Source organism: uncultured Pseudoteredinibacter sp., assembly GCF_947502065.1.
In the GTDB taxonomy this organism is placed as follows: Bacteria; Pseudomonadota; Gammaproteobacteria; order Pseudomonadales; family Cellvibrionaceae; genus Pseudoteredinibacter.
The window spans coordinates 1447622-1473740 of record NZ_CANMYE010000001.1 but is presented as its reverse complement, the minus strand read 5'-3'; the positions used below and the strand labels follow the sequence as shown (position 1 = coordinate 1473740).

Here is a 26119-nt window from a genome sequence, read left to right as displayed (position 1 = left end):
CGTGATCACTGGCGACCAAATTTGCCGATAAGAAATAGGTATTTTGTGTTACTTCAAATTTCAGAACCTGGACAAAGCGCTAAGCCCCACGATCGAAAGCTCGCGGTAGGTATCGACTTAGGTACAAGCAACTCCGTTGTTGCATCTGTGCGTAGCGGTGAGCCGGTGGTGCTGGCCGATGAAAAAGGGCAGTCAATTTGTCCGTCTGTTGTCCATTATCAAGCTTCTGGCCCAGTGCTCGTTGGCCAAGGCGCCGAGAAAAAACTATTAAGCGATCCAGCTAATACCGTTAGCTCTATAAAACGTCTTATGGGGCGCGGTGCTGAAGATATCGTCAGCTTAGGTGAAAAGCTCCCTTATCGTTTTGTAGAAAAAGATGGCAGTGCATTGCCTTATTTGTCTACGGTGGCAGGTGATTTTAGTGCGGTAGAAATTTCCTCTGAAATACTTAAGCACCTTGCCGCATTGGGTGAGCGCAGTTTGGCCAGTGGTGCATCTCAGCATTTGGATGGCGCGGTTATTACCGTACCGGCGTACTTTGATGAAGCCCAACGACAGGCAACCAAAGATGCGGCAACATTGGCCGGCTTGAAGGTTCTTCGTTTGCTAAATGAGCCTACGGCGGCTGCCGTTGCCTACGGACTTGATCAGCAAGCCGAAGGTTTGATTGCAGTTTATGACTTGGGCGGCGGTACTTTTGATGTTTCTATTCTGCGCTTGAGTAAGGGCGTTTTCGAGGTGCTATCTACAGGCGGTGATTCTGCTTTAGGTGGTGACGATTTTGATCAGTTGTTAGCTCAGTGGATCTTGCAGCAAAGTAACAATGAGCATGCGCTTTCAGCGCAAGAGCAGCGGGCGCTATTGCTTAAGGCTAGAGCTGCCAAAGAATCTCTTGCAGAAAGTGAATCTGTAGATATTGAGTTTGCCGCATGGCATGGCAGTCTAGATCGCCAGCAAATGTCTGAGATATTACGACCACTGATTGCTCGTAGTATCAAGTCATGCCGTCGTGCTTTGCGTGACGCTGATATAAGTGCTGATGAAATTGATAACGTTGTGTTGGTCGGTGGCTCTACGCGAACTCTTGCTGTGCGTGAGGCAGTAGCTGATTTGTTTGGTCGTGAGCCTTTATCCAATATCGACCCTGATAGGGTGGTGGCTCTGGGCGCGGCTATTCAGGCCGATATACTAGTGGGTAACAAGCCTGACAGTGATATGTTGTTATTGGATGTTATCCCATTGTCTCTAGGTATAGAAACAATGGGCGGCTTAGTCGAGCAAATTATTAGCCGTAATACACCCATCCCCGTCGCCAAGGCTCAAGAGTTTACCACTTTCAAAGATGGGCAAACCGCGATGGCTGTACATGTCCTACAGGGCGAGCGCGATTTGGTTTCGGCTTGCCGTTCGCTGGCGCGTTTCGAGCTGCGCGGTATACCCCCAATGGTGGCGGGTGCGGCTAAGATTCGCGTGGTATTCCAAGTTGATGCTGATGGCCTGCTGATGGTGTCTGCCGAAGAACTCAATAGTGGGGTAAAAACCAGCATTGATATCAAACCGTCTTATGGCTTAGCGGACGATGAAATCAGTCGCATGCTTTCAGAGTCATTCAGTCATGCTGAAGATGACATGAAGGCTCGGGCCTTGCGTGAGCAGCAGGTGGAGGCAGAGCGCGTATTGGAGGCTTTGGTGCCGGCACTGGAGGCGGATGGCGATTTGCTCAGCGATGGAGAGCGACAAACCATTGTTGCAAGCATGGAGAAGCTGCTTCAAGTGCGTCAGAGTGCGGAGAGTCCACGTGATATTGAGGCGGCCATTGAGGCTGTGGCGCAGTGTACTGATGACTTTGCAGCTCGCCGGATGGATAAAAGTATCAAGGCGGCGTTAGCGGGCCAGAGCCTAGATGATATTGATTCAGAGTAGTTGCCAGATAGCAGCTGCTGAAGATTTAATGAGTGTGAATTATGCCTAAGATAGTATTTTTACCCCATGAAGAGATTTGCCCTAAGGGTGCCGAGGTTGACGCTGAAAAAGGCGAAAGCATTGTTGATGCTGCACTTCGCAACGGCATCGAAATTGAGCATGCCTGTGAAAAGAGTTGTGCATGTACCACCTGTCATGTGGTGGTTCGTGAAGGCTACGACTCCCTAGAAGAAGCCGATGAGCTGGAGGATGACTACCTCGATAAAGCTTGGGGGCTCGAGCCTGACTCGCGTCTAGGCTGCCAAGCTCTGGTTGCGGATGAAGATTTGGTTGTCGAAATTCCAAAATACACCATTAACCAGGTTTCTGAACATCACTAAGGGGGCGCTATGTTGGATTTACGCTGGACAGATGTGAGCGATATCGCCATAGAGCTTTATGATGCGCACCCGGATGTGGACCCGCAATATGTGAACTTTGTTGATTTGCGTAATTGGGTTATGGCGCTAGAAGGCTTTAATGATCAGCCTGAGCGCTGTGGGGAAAAGATATTGGAAGCAATTCAGGCGGCCTGGATAGAAGAGGCCAGCGACTAGCTTTTGATATAGGATTCGCCAAGAGTATTGGCGGGCCAATAGCGCGCCAGAATCTAAAAACACCTTAGACGTGGTGATTTTGCCCTTCATAAGCCTCGCTTTGAAGTCATTTAGTATGAAAATAGGTGCTTTTACGCGATCTTAAGCTATTTAACCGCTGTCCTCAGAGGTGTATAATCGGCGCCTCTGTAGAAACCGGGCTCTGTGTTTCTGGCATTTTTCATAAAACTGAAAAATGATTATATAGATCAGTAACATAGCGTCCGCCGCTGAGCTGACTGCCAAACAGGGCAAGTCGGTTCCCAACAGATCTAAACCCGTGGCTAATGCCCAGCTGGCAAGTCGCGGGTTTTCCGTATGGATTCCTGTAAAACGGCTAAATTAGGTCGACGGCGGATCCTGCGGGTTTAAGAATTTTATTCATTTATTTTTGGAGATTAACTCATGGCGGTAGAACGCACTCTTTCCATCATCAAGCCAGATGCTGTAGCAAAAAACGTAATTGGTCAGATCAACGCTCGTTTTGAAGCTGCAGACCTAAAGATTGTCGCTATGAAAATGGTTCAGTTGGACGACGAAAAAGCTGGTGGTTTCTACGCCGAGCACAAAGAGCGTCCTTTCTTCGGTGACTTGGTTTCTTTCATGACCTCTGGCCCTGTTGTTGTACAGGTATTAGAAGGCGAAGGCGCTGTTGCTAAAAACCGTGAGTTGATGGGTGCTACCAATCCTCAAGAAGCTGACGCTGGCACCATTCGCGCTGATTTTGCTCAAAGCATCGATGCCAATGCTGTGCACGGTTCTGACTCTGCTGCATCTGCTGAGCGCGAAGTAGCTTACTTCTTCGCTGCTGACGAAATCTGCGGCCGCTAATTATAGGTAGTAGATTGATGTCCCTGACGCCGTCCGAAAATACTGTCGAAAAAGTTAATTTGCTGGGTTTGTCTCAGCAAAAGCTGGAAGCCTTTTTTGAAGAAATGGGTGAAAAGCGCTTTCGTGCGGCGCAGGTTCTCAAGTGGATCCACCAAATGGGTGTGGATTCATTTGATGAGATGACCAATATCAGCAAAGCATTGCGTTCCAAACTGTCCGCAAAGGCTGAAATTAAAGCCCCCGAGGTGATGCAGCAGCTAGATTCTGCTGATGGAACTCGCAAGTTTTTGATTAAGGTTAGCGGTGGCAGTGCCATCGAGACAGTATTTATACCGGATGGTGAGCGTGGCACTTTGTGTGTTTCATCTCAAGTAGGCTGTTCCTTGGATTGCAGCTTTTGCTCAACCGGTAAGCAGGGTTTTAATCGTGATTTGACAGCGGCCGAGATCATTGGCCAAGTATGGATTGCCGCAAAGTCTTTTGGTCAATTTGGTGAAGACCGACCAAGAAAAATTACCAATGTCGTGATGATGGGTATGGGCGAGCCATTACTCAACTTTGACAACGTCGTCGATTCGATGAATCTGATGATGCACGATAATTGTTACGGAATTTCAAAACGCCGAGTCACTTTAAGTACTTCGGGCGTAGTGCCGGCACTCGATAAGCTTGATGGTCTAACTGATGCTTGTTTGGCGATATCTTTGCACGCGCCCAATGATGAGCTTCGTAATGAGTTGGTACCCATCAATAAAAAGTACCCGATTGCCATGTTGTTGGATAGCGCTAAGCGCTATATCGATAACTTGCCTGACAATCGACGCAAGATTACCATCGAATACACACTCATTGATCAAGTAAATGATCGACCAGAGCATGCTCGTGAGTTGGCGCAACTATTGCGAGATATTCCGGTCAAAATCAATCTGATCCCTTTTAATCCGTTCCCAATGTCAGATTACAAGCGTGTCAGCAATAATAGCTTGCGACGATTTCAAGATATTCTAACGGAAGAGGGCTACATAACCACGGTTCGCACGACTCGTGGGGATGATATTGATGCCGCTTGTGGCCAGTTGGCTGGCAATGTAAATGACCGAACTCGCCGTTCGCAGAGATACCAAGAGCAAGCCGTTCGAATTATTAATAACGCATAGAACCGGAATATAAAATGATTCGCAGCCTCGTAAAAACCACCATAACAAGTTGGCTGTTGTTGAGCTTGACAGCATGCGTAACAACTTATGACAAAGAGCCTAAAAAACCTAATATGGAAAAGGCCAAAGAGACTCATATTCGTCTAGGTCTACAATATTTGCGCCAAAATAATTTAGATTCCTCACGCTTCCATCTCAATAAAGCTTTGAAAATTGATCCGGATTCAGCCGGTGCCTATAGTGGTTTGGCTGCTCTAATGTTGCGCGAAGGTGACGACGTAAACGCAGAGCGCTTTTATCAAAAAGCGATTCGCATTGATGGTGATTTTCCTCAGGCGAGAAATAATTATGGTTCATTTTTATACGGGAAAAGGCGCTATTCGGAAGCCTTGGAGCATTTTCAAAGTGCAGCACAAAACCTCAATTACGATCGGCGGCCGCTTGCTTTTAACAACGTTGGTTTGACGGCGCTTGCCTTGGGGGACGTCTCCGCTGCAGAGAAGGCGTTTGTCCGTTCTATTACTCTAGACTCCAACATGCCGAGACCCTACATTGAGTTGGCGGGTATAGCTCAAAAAAAAGCTGAATATACTGCGGCTCTAAGGCTTCTAGATCAATACCACTTAGTTTCTCCTTATTCACCTCGCTCTATTGAAATGGAATTGCAAATTGCAACTGCGCTAGGTGATAAGAATCGTGAAGCGAGTGCCCGATTAAAGCTTAAAACAATCTTTCCAAATGGAAAGCCTTTGAGCACTAAGCAATCGATCGGTGATCGCTAATGACCGGTCTTGAGTCCCCCGTACAAAAGGAGATACCAGGGCCGGGGGCAATAATACTTTACGCCCGTGAGCAACTCGGGATTAGTTCCGAGGATTTGGCCGCAGAGCTAAAAATTACTAAGCATAAACTCAGTCTCATTGAGTCGAACCAGTTTGAGCTGGCTGGCACAGAGACATTTGTGCGCGGCTATTTACGCAATGCTGCGCGTGTTTTGCAGCTGGATATTGATATTCTATTGGCGGAATACGATGCCTATTGTGAGCTCGATAGCCCAAATAGAGACAAAGATACTCAAACTGAAGTGGTAGCAGCTCAGAGTAGAAATAAGTCTAAATTGATTTTGATAGTGCCGCTGTTTTTGCTGCTTCTACTTGGCTTTTGGTTTTTTGGGCAACAAGAAAAGCCAAGCCAAAAACCATCGCTTGTACAAGCCCAAAACTCTGGAGTTGAAACTTCCAGTGCAATTACAGCTAATAATTTATCAGCTAGTCGTAGCAATGAATCGCTAGGGCAATCAATGGAATCTGGGGCTGGCGCAAATGAGCAGGCTACTGCGATAAAAAACACTTCGCTTGAAGTGAAAACCCCAAATACTGAACCTGCTGAAGCATCCACCGAAGCAGCTATAGTGGAGTCGCCATCGCCTATTAAAGATACCGTAGTTTCAGCTGAGCCAAACATCAGTACAGAGGTGTCTCCAGATACCGCCGTGACGGCTTTGTCTGATGGAGAGCAGTCTCTGGTTTTCACTTTTACCGACAGCTGTTGGCTTCAGGTTCGCGATGCAACAGGGCGGCGCCTATTCAGTAATACTAAGCAAGCCGGGCAGGAACTTCGTCTGCAGGGGCAGGCGCCATTTAGAATGAACTTTGGCAATGTAAGAGCGGTATCGTTAACGATCGATGGTGAAGCTGTTCCTTTGCAGGCCAAAGCGGGTCGTAAAACCTTGGCCGTAACCATTCCTTAATTAAGTAAATACTATGCACTTTGAATCACCGATTAAACGCCGTAAATCCAGACAGATTATGGTTGGCGATGTAGCCGTAGGTGGCGACGCACCAATTTCTGTGCAGAGTATGACGAATACCGACACCTGCGATGTTAATGCGACTGTAGCTCAGATAAAGGGCTTGCAAGACGCTGGAGCCGATATTGTAAGGGTGTCGGTACCTACTTTAGATGCAGCCGAAGCATTCGGTGAAATACGTAAAGCGGTGAACTTACCTTTAGTTGCAGATATTCATTTTGACTATCGTATTGCGCTTCGTGTTGCCGATTTAGGTGTTGATTGTTTGAGAATTAACCCTGGGAATATAGGGCGGGAAAAACGTATTGCCGCGGTTGTTGAAAAGGCTAGGGATCTAGATATTCCTATTCGTATCGGTGTTAATGCCGGATCTTTGGAAAAAGATTTACAAAAAAAATACGGCGAGCCTACGCCAGAAGCCATTGTAGAGTCGGCTTTACGTCACGTTGATATACTCGACAAAATGAATTTTCATGATTTTAAGGTGAGTGTTAAAGCATCTGATGTTTTTATGGCGGTTGCGGCTTATCGTCAGTTAGCTACGCAGATTGAGCAGCCACTGCATTTAGGAATTACAGAGGCAGGTGGCCTGCGCTCTGGAACGGTAAAGTCTGCCGTCGGTCTGGGCATGTTGTTGATGGATGGCATTGGCGATACCTTGAGGGTTTCCCTGGCTGCCGACCCAATCGAAGAGGTTAAAGTAGGTTGGGATATTCTAAAAAGCCTAAAGCTACGCGCGAAAGGTATTAACTTTATTGCATGTCCTAGCTGCTCTCGCCAGAACTTCGATGTGGTTTCCACAATGAATCAATTGGAAGAGCGCCTAGAAGATATTCGTACGCCGATGGATGTTTCAGTTATTGGTTGTGTTGTTAATGGTCCTGGTGAAGCCAAAGAATCTGATGTTGGTCTTGCTGGCGGAACGCCGAGTCATTCAATTTATATCGACGGTCAGGCTGATCATAAATTGGGTAAGGATAACTTGGTAGACAATCTAGAGCGTATTATTCGAGCCAAGGCGGAAGAGAAGGCAGAGGCCGAAAAAGATTTGATTGCAAAATCGGTATAGTAAGCAAAAACAGCTCAAGTGCAGCAGCAACGTAAAACACCATTAAAAAACATTACAGTAAAACGCTAAGTTTTATTTTAGAGAGATAGGTAGCAGTTTGAAAAAGATCCAAGCCATTCGAGGCATGAATGATTTATTGCCAGAGCAGTCTGCACGTTGGCAGTATCTAGAAAAAACCGTAGCAGACTGTGTGGCGAGTTATGGCTACCAAGAGATTCGGTTTCCGATCGTTGAGTCTACTGATTTGTTTAAGCGCTCGATTGGCGAAGTCACCGATATTGTAGAGAAAGAAATGTACACCTTCGATGATCGAAATGGTGACAGTATAACTTTACGACCAGAGGGCACGGCTTCATGTGTGCGTGCCTGTGAACAGCACGGTTTGTTGTACAACCAAACCCAGCGCCTATGGTATACCGGCCCAATGTTTCGCTATGAGCGACCTCAAAAAGGACGTTTGCGTCAGTTTCATCAAATAGGGGTCGAAGCTTACGGAATGCCGGGGCCCGATATTGATGCAGAATTATTATTGCTTACCGCAAGCTTGTGGCGCCAGATGGGAATTCTTGATGCGCTGACCTTAGAAATTAATAGCTTGGGTTCAAATGCTGCGCGTGAATCTTTTAAGGCGGCATTAGTAGACTATTTAAGTGAACGAAAAGATCAATTAGACGAAGATAGCCAGCGTCGTCTTGATAGTAACCCGCTACGAATTCTAGACAGTAAAAACCCTGACACTCAAAAGCTTTTAGATGCCGCCCCTAGTTTGTCTGACTATTTGGATGATGAGTCGCGCGCGCATTTTGAGCAAGTGCAGCGTCTTCTGACTGAAGCAGGAGTGCCATTCAAGGTAAATCCCCGATTGGTTCGAGGCTTGGATTATTACTCAAAGACGGTTTTTGAATGGGTGACCGATAAGCTGGGCGCTCAGGGAACCGTCTGTGCCGGCGGCCGCTATGATGGACTCATAGAGCAGTTGGGCGGCAAACCGAATACAGCGGTTGGCTTTGCCATGGGTGTCGAGCGTTTAATACTGTTGCTGGAGGCTTTAGATAAGTTTCCAACCAGCCTGCCAAATGCTGCAGATATCTACATTGTGGCAGCTAGCAATGATGCAAATGCAGCTCAGTGTGCGGCGGCCAATATGGCAGAGAGAGTTCGCGCTGAACTCCCGGGCTGTCGAGTGGTCAATCATTGCGGCGGCGGCAGTTTTAAAAGTCAGCTCAAAAAAGCGGACCGAAGCGGAGCTGCGTTCGCACTGATTCTTGGCGATCAAGAGTTAGAGCAGGCTAAGGTGCTTATGAAGCCTTTACGAGGGCAGGGCGAGCAGCAATTGCTGGAGCAAGCTGATTTAGTTTCATCTTTATCTAATGCGCTAGAGGACTAAGTCAAAGCCATAATAAGGCCTAGGGCTTATAAGCGGCTTATGATAGTCTAGCGGGCTTTATGACGTTGGCTTTCAGCCTTGTGCAAAAAACAAACAGAATGCAGGTAAGTAGGAGTTACAGTGGCAGAACATCTCACTGAAGAAGAACAATTAGAAGCCATTAAACGCTGGTGGGACGAAAACGGCAAAGCATTGCTGACCACCGCATTGTTGATCGTTGCGGGTTATTCGGGTTTTCAATTTTGGCAAACAAAGCAACAGGCTCAGGCCGAAGCAGGTTCGGTCGTTTATGAGGAGCTGCTGCAAGCCGCTAGCCCTCAAAACCCTACGGCCGAACAAAAGAATACCGCTAAATTTTTGGCTCAACAGCTGGTGGATGAGCACAGTGGTAGCTTTTATGGCATTAGCGGTGACTTGTTTTTGGCCAAGATAGCGGTGCAAGCCAATGAGTTGGATCTAGCCGCTACGCATTTAAACTCTGCGATAGCGCAAGGCCCTAGCGAAGCGCTACGTCCTATTGTTTACCAGCGACTCGCTAAAGTTCAATCGGCTAAAGGTGATAATGCAGCTGCCTTGGCAACATTAGATAAAGGTCAAACTCAAGCAGTAATCGGCTCTTTCGCTGAAACTCGCGGTGATATCTATATGGCTCAGAACGACGCCGACGGTGCCCGTGCTTCTTATCAGCTGGCAATAGATTCATTAGCTGCTGAGGATATTGCAAGGCGTCAACCTCTGCAGGATAAATTAGCTAGCGTACCGGTAGCGGCAACTCAGGATGGGAATGCTCAATAATATGAAAAAACCAATAGCATTGCTGCTTTTGTCAGCGATTATCTCTGCTTGTTCCTCTACTGATGAAGTTAATATTGAACCGATGGAATTGGTGGATTTCGAGCCATCGGTCGAGCTTAAAGAAGCTTGGTCTAAAGATATCGGCGCAGGTCAAGATACGCGTTTTAGCCGGCTTACCCCTGCAATTGCAGGTGATACTTTGTACGCGGCAGGTTCCGAAGGTGAGGTAGTCAGTTTAAATGCTCAAACTGGCAAAGAGCTGTGGTCGAAGGACTTGGATCGTGAGCTGGCAGGTGGTGTTGGTGTTGGTCCTAATAATCTTTACTTGGGTGGTTACACGGGTTCGGTTTACGCTTTATCCCGCGAAGATGGTTCGGAACAGTGGCAGACAAAATTAAGCAGTGAGATTCTATCTGCCCCGCAGAGTAATGGTGAAATTGTCGTCGTGCAAACCTTAGATGGTCGTCTGTATGGCCTAAATGCTCAAAATGGTGAGCAAATATGGCGCTATGACAACCCTGTACCTGTGTTAACACTTCGTGGTACCGCTAATCCTGTTATTTTTGCCGATAAAGTCTATGCGGGTTTTGCGTCAGGCAAAGCTGTAGCATTGCGTTTGGCTGATGGTGTTCAAGTTTGGGAGCATCGCGTAGCGGTTCCACAGGGCAAGACTGAGCTTGAGCGTGTCGTAGATATTGATGCGACACCTCTATTAATAGGCAACATTATTTACGCTTCGGCCTATCAAGGTCGAATTATGGCTATTAACCGCAGTAACGGCCGTGCAATGTGGGCAGCCGATTCCTCTAGCCATAAGGATATCAGCTCCTTGCATGGCAATATTTATGTGGCCTCTGCGGATGATCGTTTACGCGCCTTAAATAGCGCCAATGGTGAGCAGCTTTGGGAAAACGACAATATGCTGCGCCGTGAACTGGGTGCCCCCCATGCGATAGGTGGCTATGTAGCCGTGACCGATTTTGAAGGTTATATCCACATATTAGATCGTGAAGATGGCCGTTTTGTGGCGCGGGAAAAGGTTGATGGTGATGGCGTGCGCGCTAGCATGATAAGTAGTGATGGTTTGCTGTATGTGTATGGTAATAGCGGAGAGCTAGTCGCTTATCGCATACAATAGGGATAACTCCCTAGTAAAACTAAAGGGCCTTTTGGCCCTTTTTTCGTTTTTGTCTTCTATATATTCATGCCAGATTTGCCTCATAGCTACTAAAACTTGCTACTGGCGAGAAAATCCCTATACTCGCGGCCCACGAGATCCATCAAAATGGGTTATAAGCTTGTAAATTAACCCTAAACTTCTATTGGAATACCAAATGATACCTGTAATCGCCTTGGTTGGTCGCCCAAATGTTGGCAAATCCACCATGTTTAACCGTCTGACTCGCAGTCGCGATGCCCTTGTGGCAAATTACGCCGGCTTGACGCGGGATCGCAAGTATGGCGATGGTGAGATTAATAAGCGCCAATTTATGGTGATTGATACAGGTGGTATTACCGGTGATGAAGAGGGTATCGATTCTGCCATGGCGGAGCAGTCGCTATTAGCGGTAGAAGAGGCTGATGTGGTGCTGTTTTTGGTGGACAGCCGTGATGGCCTAACGGCGGCTGACGAGATGATCGCAGAGCACTTGCGTATTAACAATAAACGCACCTATGTAGTGGCCAATAAAATTGATGGTCAGAATCATGATGTCGCTATGGCTCCGTTTTATGAGATGGGACTTGGTGAGGTTTATGGTACAACGGCTACCCAAGGCCGTGGCGTGAAAACACTCATGGAATTAGTGCTTGAAGAATTTCCTGAAAATGTCTTCGAGGATGAGCAGGAAGAAGAGGCCAAGGGTATAAAAATGGCCATTGTGGGTCGACCAAACGTGGGTAAGTCCACTTTGGTAAACCGTCTTTTGGGTGAAGACCGTGTAGTTGTGTTTGATATGCCGGGGACTACCCGAGACAGCGTTTATATTAACTATGAGCGCAACGAAAAGCCTTATACGATAATAGACACGGCGGGTATTCGACGCCGTAAGAATGTTAAGGAGTCTGTAGAAAAGTTTTCCATCGTTAAAACTTTGCAGGCGATCAACGATGCCAACGTTGTGGTTTTATTAGTGGATGCCACCGAAGGATTGGTTGATCAAGATCTTCATTTAATGGGGCATGTAATTGACCAGGGTAGAGCCTTGGTAGTTGCTCTAAATAAATGGGATGGTTTGGATAGCGAGCATAAAGAGTTTGTTAAAAATGAACTAGAACGCCGCTTGCGTTTTGTCGACTTTGCCGATATCCATTTTATTTCGGCTTTACACGGTACCGGTGTTGGTCATTTGTACGAGTCTATCGAGCAGGCTTATAGTGCCGCTACAGATAAGTTAACCACCAATCATTTGACAAGAATTTTACAGGATGCGGTCTCTACCCATCAGCCACCTATGGTAGGTGGACATCGAATTAAGTTGCGCTATGCGCACGCCGGGGGTAAGAATCCTCCGATTATTGTAATTCATGGTAATCAGACTGAATCTGTTCCTGCGCACTATAAAAAGTACCTAGAGAAAACTTTCCGTCGTGTTTTAGATTTACACGGTACTCCAATCAAAATGGAGTTTAAGTCTACTGACAATCCTTACAATGGAAAGAAAAATGAACTGAACTCTCGTCAAGCAGCTAAGAAGAGGCGTTTGATGGAACACTATAAAAACGCTAAGAAGAAAAAGAAGAAATAACTTTATAAGATTGCTTGGTTCAAAAATAAAAAAGGGAGCTTTTGCTCCCTTTTTTATTTTCCGCTTTTAGAGTTTTATTAGCAGCTTATCGTTCAGCGTCTAGCTCTGCAGCATGATTAATGGCGTGAAAAATATAGTTTTGCTCAACGACACCGTTAAATAGGTGGGCCCAGGGGCCACGGGCATATATGGCTACGTCTTCACCAGCATGAGTTTCTGACTCAAGCGGGATTAAAGCTTGCTGCTTGTAATCGTGACTTTGAGCTTGTTCTTCTGTGGCGTGAGGGCGAGGGCCGTGACTGTGTGCACCTGGACCATTAGCATAAGAAAGCGTGGTATAAGGCTTGCCATCTAAGGCTAGGTTTGGTGTGTTGGCTGGACGACCTTTTTTGTCAATACCCTGGGCTAAGCCAAGAATTGGGTTGCCTCGATAAGAGTAACCCTGAATCACAAAGGTGTGCGAGTGGTCAGCGGTAACAATAATTAAGGTGTCTTCCTTGTCGGTTTTACGCATAGCCATTTCAACGGCATCGGCCATTGCAATACCGTCGGTTAGGGCACGTTTTGCATTGCCAGCATGGTGAGCGTGATCGATTCGACCGCCCTCAACCAAGAGAAAAAAGCCGTCGTCATTTTTGCTCAGAATATCAATCGCTTTACCCGTCATTTCGGCTAAAGAGGGCTCTCCGCCTTGGTCTTTTTCGCGATCAAGCTCGTATTCCATATGAGAGCTGTTAAATAGGCCGAATAGTTTGTCGGTTTCTTTTGGATCTACCTTATCAAAACCTTTTTGATTCCAAACGTAACGCCCTTCAGGGTGCTTTTCCTGCCATTCTTCGATTAAGTTGCGCTGATCTCGACGTTTGCCAAATTTGCCTTCTGGTCCACTGACATTGCTTGGTAGGAAGTGTCGACGTCCGCCGCCCATGGCGACCTCAATGCCGTCGCCATATGGAAACTCGATTAGTTGTTGGGCAATATCTTTGCAGCCGGCTTCTTTGTCGTGGGTGCTAAGCTTGCTGTCGTCCTCAAAGTTTCTGTCGGCAGAGTGAGCATAAGTAGAGGCAGGGGTGGCATGAGTAATACGCGTCGTAGTAACGACACCGGTTGAGCGGCCGTCAAGTTCAGCCAGTTCAAGCAGTGTTGAAGCGTGATTTTTTAGTGCCGCCTGGCAATCGCCGCGTTCGATACTGTCGTTAACTGAAATTAGTCCCATCTTGGTTTTTATGCCGGTCATTATGGCGGTGGCAGTACCGGCTGAATCTGGTGTCTGTGCGTTAGTATTATAGGTTTTCGATAAAGCCATGTGTGGGAAGTGCTCATAGGAAAGCTGAAACTCTTCGCCATCACCACCATCAATCTGGCCTTTAAAAATCCGCGTTGCGGTTACCGAAGCAATACCGTTGCCATCGCCAACAAATACAATAATATTTTTAGCTTTGTTTTCATTATTCTCGCGTTTTAATGCAGCTTTGAGCTGGGATTGTCCCTGCTCGAACCAAGGGTTGGTTTTTTGATGGGTAATACTGTCATCGCTACAGCCAGCCAGCAGGCCGAGACCTAACGATAAACAAAAAAGTTTTTTCTTAAAAATCATGATTGAGCCTGATTAGTTTTCGCTGTTGTTTTGGCTGGCATTGGATTGGTTTAAATAGTCCATTAGCCAAGCTCTTTGATAGGGAAAGCGCCACTGCACTGCAGGAATAAGTGAGGGGTTAACCCAGCGGGCGCTCAAGATTTCAATGTTATCTTCCGGGTTTGGCCGCATTTTTTCTTTATTAGTGCAGCTAAACAACTGGAAGCCATTATCGAAAATTTTGATCATTTTATCGGCGCTAACCGCGACGCCAGTTTCTTCGAGTGTTTCTCGCTCAGCGGTTTGTGCGGGAGTTTCGCGCCAGCGAAATCCGCCACCAGGGAAATTCCACTCGCCATTGTGTTGTTGAACCATCATGATGCGATATTCACCGCCACTGGCATGGTGCTCCAGTAGACAGCCGGCGTTCGCTTGGCCGGAGCCGGTTGTGGGGCTGTTTAAAAGATCGCAGCCGCCCAGCGCCAGTATGCTAGCGGTAAAAATGAACGTTTTTAATGGTTTATGTCTATAAATGTTTAACATGATAATCCGTGTTCATTTGCGCTGATGTGCAATTTAGCAAATCAGTCCAATTCAGTGCTGTTTACGCAGTGATGTCACTCACCGTGAGCGACGTAAAAAATAAACGCCATATTAAATCAGGCCTATGCAACACTTTGATGACATGGCCTCATAGTTTGCAAGTCTACTTGCTTGTGTGTATCGCTGCCACCTGACAGTCTAATTTTCCGTCTCCCAGCTGAACCGAGATAAGATCGCCGGTGTTTGTCTGTGCTGTTTTGTGAATAATCTTACCTTTGCTGTCGCGGCTAATACTGAATCCACGCTGTAATACCGCTAATGGACTTAAAGCCTGTAGCTTGCCGGCCGGAGCGCTAAGAGACATGTGTAGTTTTTGCAGGCGGTTGTTTATAAGTTGGGATAGGTTTTTGGATTGCTTGTTTACCGTCTGCTGTAGCTCCTCAAGTTGCTGCTTGGGGTGTTGTTGCTCAAAGCGCAACTGTACGCCTGCGAGCCTTTGCTGTTGCAGGGCCAAACGGTTCGACCAGCTTTGTTGCAGGCGAATCTCTAGGTTGTCTAGACGTTGGCTCTGTTGTTCCAATATTTGACCGGGATGGCGTAGGCGCCGTGATAGCTGTTCAAGCTTGAGCTTTTCGGTGGCGATCTTTCGCTGGCAGGCTTGGCCGAGTAATACGGCATTGCCCAATAGCAGTTGCTGTTGGTTTTCTTGATCCTGACTGAGCAGTTCGGCTGCCGCCGAAGGGGTTGCGGCTCGCAAGTCGGCGACAAAGTCTGCGATCGTAAAATCGACTTCGTGGCCAACTGCTGAAATAACAGGGATGTCACTATTTGTGATGGCATAAGCCAGTGCTTCATTGTTAAAGGCCCATAGGTCTTCCAGTGAGCCACCGCCTCTTGTAAGCAGTATCGCGTCGGCACACTGATGCCTGTTGGCCAGCTCAATGGCGCTGATAATTTGGCTGGCAGCCATATCACCTTGGACTTGGCAGGGTAATATGGTCACCTCGGTGCTGGGGCTGCGCCTTTTCAGCACGCTCAACACATCTCTTACCGCTGCACCACTGGGCGAGGTGATAAGGGCTATTTTGCCGATATGGGAGGGGAGTGCGCGTTTGCGCTCAGCAGCCATAAGGCCTTGCTTGAATAGCTTTTCTTTTAAGGCTTCAAACTGCGCTTGTAGGTCCCCTGCGCCCGCAGGCTGCATGTGTTCGACAATCAGCTGATAGTCGCCTCGTCCTTCGTACAGGCTTACTCTTGCCCGCACGATGACTTTGTCGCCATTTTGAGGGCTAAAACGCAGCGTTTGATTGCGATTTCTGAACATGGCGCCACGTACTTGGGCCCCCTGATCTTTAAGGGTTAAATACCAGTGTCCAGAGGATGGTTTGGCCAAGTTAGAAATCTCACCTTCCAGCCAAATTAAGGGGAGGTGGGTTTCGAGAAGTTGCTTGGCTTTACGGTTTAGCTGACTGACGCTAAGGACTTGTTTGTTTTGAGATTGATTCATAGGGCATATTGTAGGGGATCGACTGGCGAGAGCACAGTATTTAGGGTTTTGAATTTCATATTTGGCTTGGCTTGTTGTTTATTTGAACAGCTTGAAGCAAAGGGCAGGCTAGCCAGGCTTGCGGGGGCGCCAAAGCTTGATGACGTATGTTTACCCAGGGTGAGAAAATCTATATAATTGACGGTTATCTAAAGCCATACCATCACCTTGTAGTCCTATCGAACTTTGCCGAAGCTTCTAGCTATTGGCATAGTTACTAATAGCCCCACAAGGCGATTTTGGCGCTGTTTTTTATACACCGTTTTTATATAGGTTCTTCGAAACAATGTTGCGTATCGCACAAGAAGCTTTAACGTTTGATGATGTATTGCTGGTTCCAGGCTATTCAGAGATCACTGCAAAAGATGTTTGCTTAAAATCACGCATTAGCCGTGAGATTGAGATAAATATCCCACTGGTTTCGGCCGCAATGGATACCGTAACAGAAGCTCGTCTAGCTATTGCCATCGCCCAAGAGGGTGGTATTGGTATCATCCATAAAAGTATGACCATAGAAGGCCAGGCTGCTGAAGTACGCGCCGTTAAGAAATTTGAGGCTGGCGTGGTTCGTGACCCTATTACTATTGAGTCATCGGCAACGATCCGCGAACTGGTTGCTTTAACAGTAGAGAATAAGTTTTCAGGCTTTCCGGTGCTGGATAATGGCGACCTAGTAGGTATTGTAACTGCGCGAGATGTGCGTTTTGAACCTAATTTAGACGCTACTGTAGCGGACATCATGACACCTAAAGACAAGTTGGTAACTGTCTCCGAAGGTGCCCCGTTAGATGAAGTGCAAATTTTGCTACATCGTCATCGTATTGAAAAAGTCATGGTGGTTAATGATAACTTTGAGTTAACCGGCTTGATCACTGTTAAAGACATTACCAAGGCTGAGCAGTATCCAAACGCTTGTAAAGATCCTGAAGGCCGTTTGCGAGTTGGCGCTTCTGTGGGGACAAGCCCTGATACCGATGATCGTGTTGCCGCTTTAATCGCGGCCGGCGTTGATCTGCTGGTTGTAGATACGGCCCATGGCCACTCTAAAAATGTACTTGATCGTGTACGTAAAATTAAGACCGATTACCCTGATGTGCAAGTGATTGGCGGCAATATCGCTACTGCGGCGGCTGCCAAGGCGCTCGTAGAGGCGGGGGCCGATGGTGTTAAAGTGGGCATTGGCCCAGGCTCCATCTGTACCACACGAATTGTATCTGGTGTTGGTGTGCCACAGATTTCGGCAATTGCTAACGTAGTGGATGCCCTTAAAGATACCAATGTGCCGGTTATTGCTGACGGTGGTGTACGTTTTTCTGGTGATATTGCTAAAGCAATTGTAGCCGGCGCCCACTGTGTGATGATGGGCTCCATGTTTGCGGGTACCGAAGAGGCACCTGGTGAAGTTGAGTTGTATCAGGGGCGTACCTATAAAGCGTATCGCGGTATGGGTTCTTTGGGAGCTATGGCCAAAACTCAAGGCTCTTCTGATCGTTACTTCCAGGATGCCAGTCAAGGAGCTGAAAAGTTGGTTCCAGAAGGTATTGAAGGTCGCGTACCTTATAAAGGCCCAATGTCAGCAATTGTTCACCAGATGATGGGTGGTCTACGTTCTTCCATGGGCTATACGGGCTCTCGCACTATCGATACTATGCGCACTCAGCCGGAGTTCGTAAGGGTTACCGCCGCTGGAATGGGTGAATCCCATGTGCACGATGTTCAAATAACCAAAGAGGCGCCCAATTATCCGGTGGGTGGCCGCTAAGGCTAAATGATTATTGATCTATAGGTCAGCTCTCGGGCTGGCCTTTTTTGTTTATTAGGCGACAAGACAGTTCTATGACTCACGATATTCATGCTCAACGCATTTTGATTTTGGATTTCGGTTCTCAATACACTCAATTGATTGCACGTCGTGTGCGCGAGATTGGTGTTTATTCTGAGATTCGTGCTTTTGATATGAGCGAGGAAGAAATCCGAGATTTCGATCCTCGTGGAATTATTCTAGCTGGCGGCCCTGAGTCGGTTACCGAAGGGGAGTCACCTCGCGCCCCAGAGTGTGTATTTACCTTAGGTGTCCCCGTATTGGGGATTTGCTATGGCATGCAAACCATGGCCGAGCAGCTTGGAGGTAAGGTTAGCACCTCTGATTTGCGTGAATTTGGATATGCACAAATTAAAGTGCATGGCCGCGGAGCTTTATTGAATGACATTCGCGATCATGTTGATCACGATGGTGGCTCATTGCTGGATGTTTGGATGAGTCACGGCGATAAAGTTAGCGAAATGCCGGAAGGTTTTGAGCTAATGGCTTCCACGGATTCTTGTCCAATTGCGGGTATGTACTGCGAAGAGCGTGATTTTTATGGTGTTCAATTTCACCCTGAGGTGACGCACACTTTGCAGGGCAAGCGTATTTTTGAGCATTTTGTGCTCAAGCTTTCAGGCTGTGAAGCACTTTGGAATCCAGCCAATATTGTTGAAGATGCCATCCAGAAAGTAAGAGAGCAGGTGGGTACGGATAAGGTACTTCTTGGTCTATCAGGTGGTGTCGATTCATCAGTGGTGGCCGCTTTATTGCACAAAGCAATCGGTGATCAATTAACCTGTGTGTTTGTAGATAATGGCCTGCTTCGTAAAGATGAAGGCGATCAGGTGATGGATATGTTCGCCAAGAACATGGGGGTAAAAGTGATTCGCGCCGATGCTGAGGATTTGTTCCTTGGTAAGCTGCAAGGCGTTGCTGACCCTGAAGACAAGCGTAAAATTATTGGGAATACCTTTATTGAGGTTTTCGATCAAGAGGCTGCCAAGCTGCAAAATGTTAAGTGGTTGGCTCAGGGCACCATTTACCCTGATGTGATCGAGTCGGCTGCAGCAAAAACTGGCAAAGCCCATGTTATTAAATCCCATCATAATGTTGGTGGCTTACCTGACGATATGGATTTCGAGTTAGTTGAGCCATTACGTGAACTGTTTAAAGATGAGGTTCGTAAAATTGGTTTAGAGTTAGGCTTGCCTTACGATATGGTTTATCGCCATCCATTCCCGGGGCCAGGTTTGGGGGTACGTATTCTGGGTGAGGTTAAGAAGGAATACGCTGACATTTTACGTGAAGCAGATGCCATCTTCTTGGAAGAATTGCATGCAGCCGATTGGTATCACAAAACTAGTCAGGCATTTGCGGTATTCTTGCCGGTCAAATCTGTTGGTGTGGTTGGGGATGGTCGCCGATATGAGTGGGTTGTTTCCTTGCGGGCCGTAGAAACCGTGGACTTTATGACAGCACGCTGGGCGCATTTGCCTTATGATTTACTAGAACGTTGCTCCAATCGAATTATTAACGAGATATCCGGTGTATCTCGTGTGGCTTACGACGTTTCAAGTAAGCCGCCAGCAACCATCGAATGGGAGTAACTGGATTGTAAGCCAGTTTCAAAGGGAGCGCTGGTCGCTCCCTTTTTTCTTTGATCTGATGTGTGAAGTATAATATGAAGGGATGCTTATGAAATACACTGTCTGGATATCGTTGTTACTGATTGCTTTTTTACATAGCGGCACATCATCGGGCTCAGTTGTTGATGTCGCTGAATTTGCAAAACTGCCTAGATTTTCCAATCCCGAGATCTCACCCAATGGTCGATACTTAGCGGCCAAAATGTCCGATGGGACAAATAGCTTTATCGTAATGCGGGATCTTGCAGACCCTGAGGCCAAGCTGACGCGTTTGTCGGATGGTGAGTACTATATTAACTGGTTTAAGTGGGCTAACGACGAGCGATTATTATTGAGCGTTCGCAAAACCCGCGAAATACGTGATTATGTCATCATTCTTTCAACAATAGGCAGCGTCAAGCGTGACGGAACAGACCCTATATTCTATAAGGCGAAGCCTAATCGTAAAGGTTTTTATAAGCGTAACCCAAGCTTGATTAGCTTAATGAAGGACGACCACGATCATGTTTTGCTTAGCTTAGATGATTCTCCAAACAATTGGGCATCTCCCATAGTGCACAAGGTTAATCTGGAAACGGGCGTTCGAACTCGAGTACAAGATAACCCGGATCAGGTTTCTTATTGGCTTGCCGATGATTGGGGGGAGCTTCGTGTCGGTGGGCGCTTAGAAAAGGGAAAAGATGGTAAACATGCCGAAGTGCTTTTTCGAAACGAAACAGGCTCAGCATGGAGTGTATTTGAAAAGAAGAACTTTTTTGATACCGATCGAATAGTCCCTGTCAGTATGAAGCCGGATAGTAAAGATACGCTACTTGTGGCGAGTGAGAAGTCTTCTGGGCTTGATGAAATTGACAGTACGCCGGCGCTGAGAGAGTTTAATCTTATAACTCGTGAATACGGCCCTGAATATGTAGACCCAGACTTGCAGAGAATCAAAGAGGATGTGGCCTTTCTGTTAGATGGTGAAAATTTTCAGGTAGTCAGCCGTAGTCGGGATAAAAGCGTGTTGGTATTGAAGTCTGAGCGTGGTAACAAGCCCATGAAATACCACTTGTATTACCCCAAGACAGGGCAGTTGCAATATTTAGCTTCACAATACCCAGAGCTTGAGAAGCTCAACGGCAGCAAAAAACAGAAAGTCGTTTATGCGGCTCGTGATGGCTACAAGGTGCCAGCCTATTTAAGTGTGCCGCAAAGTGCCAATAAAGCGGCGCCAACGGTTGTGTTAGTACATGGTGGACCACATGCGCGAGATTTTTCTGGTTATCAAACTCTGGTTCAAATGCTAACTTCTCGCGGGATCGCCGTTTTTCAGCCGCAGTTTAGGGGATCTACAGGTTTTGGTAGTAAGCACCGTGAAGCTGGCATGAAACAGTGGGGCAAGCTTATGCAGGATGATGTTGCAGATGGCGTGTCTTGGCTGCTAGAAAAAGGTGTGGCTGAAAAAGGTAATATTTGTATTATGGGCTATTCCTATGGTGGTTATGCCGCTGCGATGGGTTTGGCGAGAGATGGCAAACTGTTTAAGTGCGGTATCAGTATCAATGGAGTCTTGGATTTCCCCTTGTTAAGGAGAGATATTCGAGATACTGCCTTGTTTAAAGGTTTGCAGCGTGAAACTCTTAATGATCGAGAAGAAGCTGAGCAGGTATCTCCGGTACATCTAGCTGAAAATATTAAGGCGCCGCTACTTTTAGTTCATGCTGAAACTGATGCAGTGGCCGATGCCGAACACAGTCGTCGGATGGAAAGGGCGGTGAAAAAGAATGGAGGCGTGGTGAAGTTTATCGAGTTAAAAGGCGGCGAACATTGGCGCTCAAGCAATGCCCAAGAGTTGGCGACGTTTACAGAAATCGATAAGTTTTTGGGTGAACATTTAATTAACTGATGGATTTATGGCTCAACTTTATTTCTATTACTCGGCAATGAATGCGGGTAAATCTACAGCATTGCTGCAATCGGCTTATAACTATAAAGAGCGCGGCATGCATGTGGAAATCTTTACCGCGGCCTTAGATGATCGCTATGGTCGCGGTAAAGTCAGCTCCAGAATTGGTTTACATGCCGATGCACACTTGTTTCAACATGAAACCGACTTATTCTCGGCCATCAGTGTTTTGCATAGTGCAGGTGCGATGAATTGCGTCTTTATTGATGAGGCGCAGTTTCTATCGAAATCCCAAGTTAAGCAATTGTGCAAAGTTGTCGATGAGTTAAATATTCCGGTATTAGCCTATGGCTTACGTACGGATTTTTTAGCCGAGACCTTTGCCGGTAGTCATTACCTTCTAGCATGGGCCGATAAACTGGTCGAGTTAAAGACGATCTGCCATTGCGGCCGCAAGGCGAATTTTGTGGTTCGTAGAGACGAGAGCGGTCGTGTTGTTAGAGAAGGTGAGCAGGTTCACGTGGGTGGCAATGATAGCTACGAATCTATGTGTCGTAAGCACTTTGCTGAGCTGGTTTGGGAAGGTTAATGTGGGAAGGCTAGTGTGACAATTTGGGCTTAGCGCAGAACGCGCCAAACCCAATAGTTGTAATGAGTTTACTTAGATTTCTGCGGCCAGGCGCGTACCTTGATCGATGGCACGTTTAGCATCCAGCTCAGCTGCCACATCGGCGCCACCAATTAGATGGTGCGGCTTGTTTAAACCGTCAACTAGCTCACGTAGAGGCTCCTGGCCGGCACAGATAATGATGTTATCGACATCTAATACCTGGCTGCTATCCCCGTGGCTGATGTGCAAACCTTGCTCATCAATCTTATCGTACTGGCAGCCTGGAATCATATTCACTCCTTTGTTAATAAGGCCAGTGCGATGAATCCAGCCAGTGGTTTTACCTAAGCCACCGCCAACTTTAGAGTTTTTGCGCTGTAATAGATAAATTTCACGTGCTGGTGGGGTAACGTCAGCTTGTACGCCTTCGATGCCACCACGTGCTTGCAGGCTCATATCGACACCCCATTCTTTCATAAAGGCTTCGATATTTTGACTGGTCGCTTCGCCTGAATGTGCAAGGTATTCCGATACATCAAAACCAATACCGCCAGCACCAATAACCGCCACTTTTTTACCAACGGGTTTTTTGTGCTTTAACACATCCAAATAGCTCAGTACTTTCGGGCTGTCGATACCAGGAATATCTGGTGTGCGAGGGCTGATGCCCGTAGCGATGATAACTTCATCGTAGTCGCCTTCGTTTAGATCTTCAGCACTTACTTTTTTGCCCAATACTACGCTAACACCGGTTAGCTCAATTTGCTTATCAAAGTAGCGCAGGGTTTCATAGAACTCTTCCTTGCCGGGGACTTGTTTAGCAATATTGAATTGTCCACCAATCTCATCGGCTGCATCAAACAAAGTCACCTCATGCCCACGGCTAGCAGCGGATGTTGCAAAAGCCAGGCCAGCCGGGCCGGCACCAACAACGGCGAGCTTTTTAACATTACTCGTTGGAAGCAGGTTTAACTCGGTTTCATGGCATGCTCTCGGGTTTACTAGGCAGCTCGTCATTTTGCCGCTAAAGATATGGTCTAAACAGGCTTGGTTACAACCAATACAGGTATTGATTTCATCGCTTTTTCCGGCGGCTGATTTAGCAATAAAGTCGGCATCTGCTAAGAAAGGGCGAGCCATGGAAATCATGTCGGCATCGCCGCGCTCTAATACTTCTTCGGCGACCTCTGGTGTATTGATACGGTTAGAGGTTACCACTGGGATCGGTAATTCATCTCTGAACTTGGCCGTTACCCAGGTAAATGCAGCACGGGGAACTTTAGTGGCGATAGTCGGAATACGTGCTTCATGCCAGCCGATGCCGGTATTAATAATCGTTGCACCGGCCTCGGCAATGGCTTTACCCAGTGTTACGATCTCCTCATAATCGCTGCCGCCTTCAACAAGATCTAGCATCGATAAACGGTAGATAATAATAAAATTTTCACCTACTGCTTCACGAACACGTCTTACCACCTCGACCGGCAAGCGCATGCGGTTTTCATAGCTACCACCCCAATCATCGTCGCGCTGATTGGTACGTGCCGCCAAAAACTGGTTTAAAAAGTAGCCTTCAGAGCCCATGATCTCAACGCCATCGTAGCCAGCTTTTTGTGCGAGTACAGAGGTGTTAATGAAGTCGACAATTTGTTGTTCAATTTCATCTTCAGTAGCAGCAGAGGGCTTAAACGGGTTGATTGGCGCTTGAATTGCGGAAGGCGCGATGGGGTTCTCATTAAAGGCATAGCGGCCGGTATGCAAAATCTGCATACAAATCTTACCGCCTTCTGCGTGAACAGCTTCGGTAATCTGTAAATGATCTTTTACATCGTCTTCGGTTTTAAGACTTTTGGTGTGCTCATGCGTCGCGGCGCGATCGTTTGGCCCGAAGCCTCCGGTAACGATAAGGCCTACGCCGCCACGTGCACGCTCGGCAAAAAAGGCTGCCATGCGAGCATGGCCATCCGGTGCTTCTTCCAAGCCGGTGTGCATTGAGCCCATTAGCGAGCGGTTTCTTAAGGTGGTGAAGCCAAGATCAAGGGGCTCCATTAATTTAGGAAAATGTTGAGTCATCTTTCTTACCTTTAGCTAATCGTTTGGCTGTCTTAGGCAGCCTTTTAATATAATTTTTAGGTATTACTTTTTAATAAATCCGGCATCAACGAATCGTTGGGTCATTAGGTCGGCAAGGCGAGCTAAACCGTTTAATGGTCTTACCATAACTTCAAAGTGAATTATTTGGCCTTCATCATTCCAGCGGATTAAATCAATGCCTTTGATTTTTTTGTCTTCAACTTTACAGCTAAACTCCAGCGCAAAGTTATTGCCATCGATCCATTCTCGGTGATATTCGAAATCTTCAAAAATATCCAATACTTGGCAAAGGATAAAGTGCGCAACATGGCCGCCTTCTTTCGCGCCCCAGAAAGTAGGGGAGTGAAACTCCATATTTGGATGCAATAGCTCAGTCAATAACTCAGTATTGCCTTGGGCAACAACCTCGTGCCATTTGGCCAGTCTCAGATCGCTCATGGTGATCTCCTTACTCCTTGATGGCCGGACCGATTTTGCAAAGCTCGGCGAACTCGGGCTCACGTTTTTCCATTTTGGCCGTGAAGCACTCCATCATATCGGTTTGCGGCTGGAACATGCCGGTTTGCCAAATGCTCATATAACGCAGGCTATCGGCGGTGCTGTGATCACGGGTGTAGTTAATCATCTCTTTACAACCACTAACCGCCAGTGGAGAGTTTGCTGCCATCTCTTTGGCGATCGTCATCACTTCATCGAGCATGGTTTGCTGATCGCTAAATACTTGATTAACTAGGCCGCATGCCTTGGCCTCATCGGCATACATACGACGTCCAGTGTAGGCCAATTCACGGGCTAGGCCTTCTGGAATTAACTTTGGCAGGCGCTGCAGAGTGCCAACATCGGCGGTCATACCAATCTTGGTCTCGTAAACAGTGAAGAAGCCTTCTTCAGTAATGTAGCGGCAGTCGCAGGCGGTGGTCATGTCTACAGCGCCACCAATACAGCCACCTTGAATGGCCGCCAGAACGGGAATTCGGCAGTTTTCGAGGGCGCTAAAACTGTCTTGCAGTTCCAATACCATATGGCGAAGGCGTTCGTGCTTGCGGCCTAGTTCAGCATCTTCATCTAGTCCACCGCTGGTAAATACCGCTAGATCCATGCCGGCGCTAAAGTGTTTGCCCGTTGAGGAGATTACGATCACTCGAGCGGCAGCTTCTCGGTCAATTTTTCTGACCGCCTCAGGCAGCTCTCGCCAAAATGCCGGAACCATAGTATTCAGCTCATTGGGACGGTTTAGTTCGATATGGGCAATATGATCGTTGATGGTGACGCTAAAGGTGCTGTATTTCATTATTCTGACTCCGGTTAACTGAGCACTGTCAAGATGGATGTGTTCAGGTTACGGTGCTATTTTGACAGTGTCAAGATGTGCTGATACATTGTCCCGGTTCGTAAAGACAGTTATTGGTTCGTATAGACAGCAAGTAGGGTAGAAATGACAACCGCGAAAAAAAGCTACCACCATGGCGATCTTAAGGGCACTTTAGAAGAGGCTGCCGTTGAGATAATACGTCTAGAAGGTGTTAACGGACTTTCTATGCGCAAGCTGGCTGACAAAGTAGGCGTCTCGCGCAGCGCTCCCTATCATCACTTTGAAGACAAGCAGGCTTTGCTGAGTGCTATTGCCCATAGAGGTTTTGTTTTGCAGGCCGAGGCAATTGATGCCGCAGAATGTCAAGGTGAAGCGGCATTTGAAGCACAGGTCATGCAATTTGTTAATGCCTATGTTAATTGGGCAGTTGAGCACCCAGAGTATTACGATTTGATGTTCGGTAGCGAGGTGTGGCAGGGCAATACCCCCCCAGAGCAATTCGCGCAAGAATCTAGAGGCTATTTTAGACGCTATGTTGAGCGGGTTCAGCGCTGGCAGCGCAGCGGTCATATTGGCCAAGAGCTTAGTGCGCTTAGGTTTGCGCAGGTGAGTTGGAGCAGTCTTCACGGGATCAGCCGCTTGCTAATCGATGGTATCTATGTTGATAAAAAGGCCCAAGAAGCCATTTGTAGTGCTGCCGCAACAATTTTCTTTAAAGTTTAAGCGGCTATGTAGTCATTCCT

General features: G+C 47.1%; 23 protein-coding genes. 17 read left to right on the top strand and 6 right to left on the bottom strand.

Features of this window, described 5'->3' with window-relative positions:
* Positions 1-45 precede the first annotated feature (45 nt).
* The 12 genes from hscA (at position 46) to der (ending at position 12354) form a co-directional block, all read left to right on the top strand.
* Positions 46-1923, top strand: a complete 1878-nt coding sequence (hscA, locus tag Q1A41_RS06135; RefSeq protein WP_299975913.1) for a Fe-S protein assembly chaperone HscA — start codon at positions 46-48, stop codon at positions 1921-1923.
* Between the two features lie 41 nt (positions 1924-1964).
* Positions 1965-2303, top strand: a complete 339-nt coding sequence (gene fdx, locus Q1A41_RS06130) for an ISC system 2Fe-2S type ferredoxin (protein ID WP_299975911.1) — start codon at positions 1965-1967, stop codon at positions 2301-2303.
* A gap of 12 nt (positions 2304-2315) precedes the next feature.
* Complete coding sequence (gene iscX / locus Q1A41_RS06125) at positions 2316-2519, top strand: Fe-S cluster assembly protein IscX (protein WP_299769906.1); 204 nt, start codon at positions 2316-2318, stop codon at positions 2517-2519.
* A gap of 444 nt (positions 2520-2963) precedes the next feature.
* Positions 2964-3389, top strand: a complete 426-nt coding sequence (ndk, locus tag Q1A41_RS06120) for a nucleoside-diphosphate kinase (protein ID WP_299975909.1) — start codon at positions 2964-2966, stop codon at positions 3387-3389.
* Positions 3390-3406: 17 nt separating this feature from the next.
* Positions 3407-4546 (top strand): 23S rRNA (adenine(2503)-C(2))-methyltransferase RlmN, encoded by a 1140-nt coding sequence (gene rlmN / locus Q1A41_RS06115; protein WP_299975907.1) that lies wholly within the window; start codon positions 3407-3409, stop codon positions 4544-4546.
* Between the two features lie 14 nt (positions 4547-4560).
* A complete protein-coding gene (gene pilW / locus Q1A41_RS06110; RefSeq protein WP_299975906.1) occupies positions 4561-5328 on the top strand; it encodes a type IV pilus biogenesis/stability protein PilW in 768 nt (255 codons plus the stop codon).
* A complete protein-coding gene (locus Q1A41_RS06105; RefSeq protein ID WP_299975904.1) occupies positions 5328-6296 on the top strand; it encodes a RodZ domain-containing protein in 969 nt (322 codons plus the stop codon). Before pilW ends, Q1A41_RS06105 begins: the two co-directional genes overlap by 1 nt.
* 13 nt (positions 6297-6309) lie before the next feature.
* On the top strand, positions 6310-7425 hold the full coding sequence (ispG, locus tag Q1A41_RS06100) for a flavodoxin-dependent (E)-4-hydroxy-3-methylbut-2-enyl-diphosphate synthase (protein ID WP_299975902.1): 1116 nt from the start codon (positions 6310-6312) through the stop codon (positions 7423-7425).
* A 97-nt stretch (positions 7426-7522) separates the two neighbouring features.
* The gene (gene hisS, locus Q1A41_RS06095; RefSeq protein ID WP_299975900.1) at positions 7523-8812 is read left to right on the top strand and encodes a histidine--tRNA ligase; all 1290 of its coding nucleotides are present in this window, start codon (positions 7523-7525) and stop codon (positions 8810-8812) included.
* Positions 8813-8932: 120 nt separating this feature from the next.
* Entirely contained in the window at positions 8933-9607 is a 675-nt protein-coding gene (locus tag Q1A41_RS06090; RefSeq protein ID WP_299975899.1) for a tetratricopeptide repeat protein, read from the top strand.
* 1 nt (position 9608) lies between these two features.
* Positions 9609-10745 carry an outer membrane protein assembly factor BamB gene (gene bamB, locus Q1A41_RS06085; RefSeq protein ID WP_299975897.1) on the top strand — a complete coding sequence of 379 codons (1137 nt, stop codon included), beginning with the start codon at positions 9609-9611 and terminating at the stop codon, positions 10743-10745.
* A gap of 196 nt (positions 10746-10941) precedes the next feature.
* On the top strand, positions 10942-12354 hold the full coding sequence (der, locus tag Q1A41_RS06080; RefSeq protein ID WP_299975895.1) for a ribosome biogenesis GTPase Der: 1413 nt from the start codon (positions 10942-10944) through the stop codon (positions 12352-12354).
* Between the two features lie 85 nt (positions 12355-12439).
* On the opposite strand, the gene Q1A41_RS06075 is transcribed toward der, so the two are convergent.
* From Q1A41_RS06075 to xseA, 3 genes are all read right to left on the bottom strand, one after another.
* Positions 12440-13951: an alkaline phosphatase gene (locus Q1A41_RS06075; protein WP_299975893.1), complete on the bottom strand. Its 1512-nt coding sequence runs from the start codon at positions 13949-13951 to the stop codon at positions 12440-12442.
* Between the two features lie 12 nt (positions 13952-13963).
* Positions 13964-14473 (bottom strand): NUDIX hydrolase, encoded by a 510-nt coding sequence (locus tag Q1A41_RS06070; protein WP_299975891.1) that lies wholly within the window; start codon positions 14471-14473, stop codon positions 13964-13966.
* 163 nt (positions 14474-14636) lie between these two features.
* Positions 14637-15980, bottom strand: coding sequence for an exodeoxyribonuclease VII large subunit (gene xseA, locus Q1A41_RS06065; RefSeq protein WP_299975889.1), 1344 nt, complete (start codon positions 15978-15980; stop codon positions 14637-14639).
* Positions 15981-16305: 325 nt separating this feature from the next.
* On the opposite strand from xseA, the gene guaB reads away from it, so the two are divergent.
* From guaB to Q1A41_RS06045, 4 genes are all read left to right on the top strand, one after another.
* On the top strand, positions 16306-17781 hold the full coding sequence (gene guaB, locus Q1A41_RS06060) for an IMP dehydrogenase (protein WP_299975887.1): 1476 nt from the start codon (positions 16306-16308) through the stop codon (positions 17779-17781).
* Between the two features lie 74 nt (positions 17782-17855).
* Complete coding sequence (gene guaA, locus Q1A41_RS06055; protein ID WP_299975885.1) at positions 17856-19433, top strand: glutamine-hydrolyzing GMP synthase; 1578 nt, start codon at positions 17856-17858, stop codon at positions 19431-19433.
* A gap of 88 nt (positions 19434-19521) precedes the next feature.
* A complete protein-coding gene (locus Q1A41_RS06050; protein ID WP_299975883.1) occupies positions 19522-21360 on the top strand; it encodes an alpha/beta fold hydrolase in 1839 nt (612 codons plus the stop codon).
* Between the two features lie 7 nt (positions 21361-21367).
* Positions 21368-21949 carry a thymidine kinase gene (locus tag Q1A41_RS06045; protein WP_299975882.1) on the top strand — a complete coding sequence of 194 codons (582 nt, stop codon included), beginning with the start codon at positions 21368-21370 and terminating at the stop codon, positions 21947-21949.
* 72 nt (positions 21950-22021) lie between these two features.
* Here Q1A41_RS06045 and Q1A41_RS06040 read toward each other — a convergent pair whose 3' ends face one another.
* The 3 genes from Q1A41_RS06040 to Q1A41_RS06030 all read right to left on the bottom strand — a co-directional run bounded on the left by Q1A41_RS06040 (position 22022) and on the right by Q1A41_RS06030 (position 25355).
* On the bottom strand, positions 22022-24043 hold the full coding sequence (locus tag Q1A41_RS06040) for an NADPH-dependent 2,4-dienoyl-CoA reductase (protein ID WP_299975881.1): 2022 nt from the start codon (positions 24041-24043) through the stop codon (positions 22022-22024).
* Positions 24044-24106: 63 nt separating this feature from the next.
* Positions 24107-24502, bottom strand: coding sequence for a nuclear transport factor 2 family protein (locus Q1A41_RS06035; protein ID WP_299975879.1), 396 nt, complete (start codon positions 24500-24502; stop codon positions 24107-24109).
* A 10-nt stretch (positions 24503-24512) separates the two neighbouring features.
* A complete protein-coding gene (locus tag Q1A41_RS06030) occupies positions 24513-25355 on the bottom strand; it encodes a crotonase/enoyl-CoA hydratase family protein (RefSeq protein WP_299975876.1) in 843 nt (280 codons plus the stop codon).
* A gap of 144 nt (positions 25356-25499) precedes the next feature.
* On the opposite strand from Q1A41_RS06030, the gene Q1A41_RS06025 reads away from it, so the two are divergent.
* On the top strand, positions 25500-26099 hold the full coding sequence (locus tag Q1A41_RS06025; RefSeq protein WP_299975874.1) for a TetR/AcrR family transcriptional regulator: 600 nt from the start codon (positions 25500-25502) through the stop codon (positions 26097-26099).
* The last annotated feature ends 20 nt before the right edge of the window (positions 26100-26119 follow it).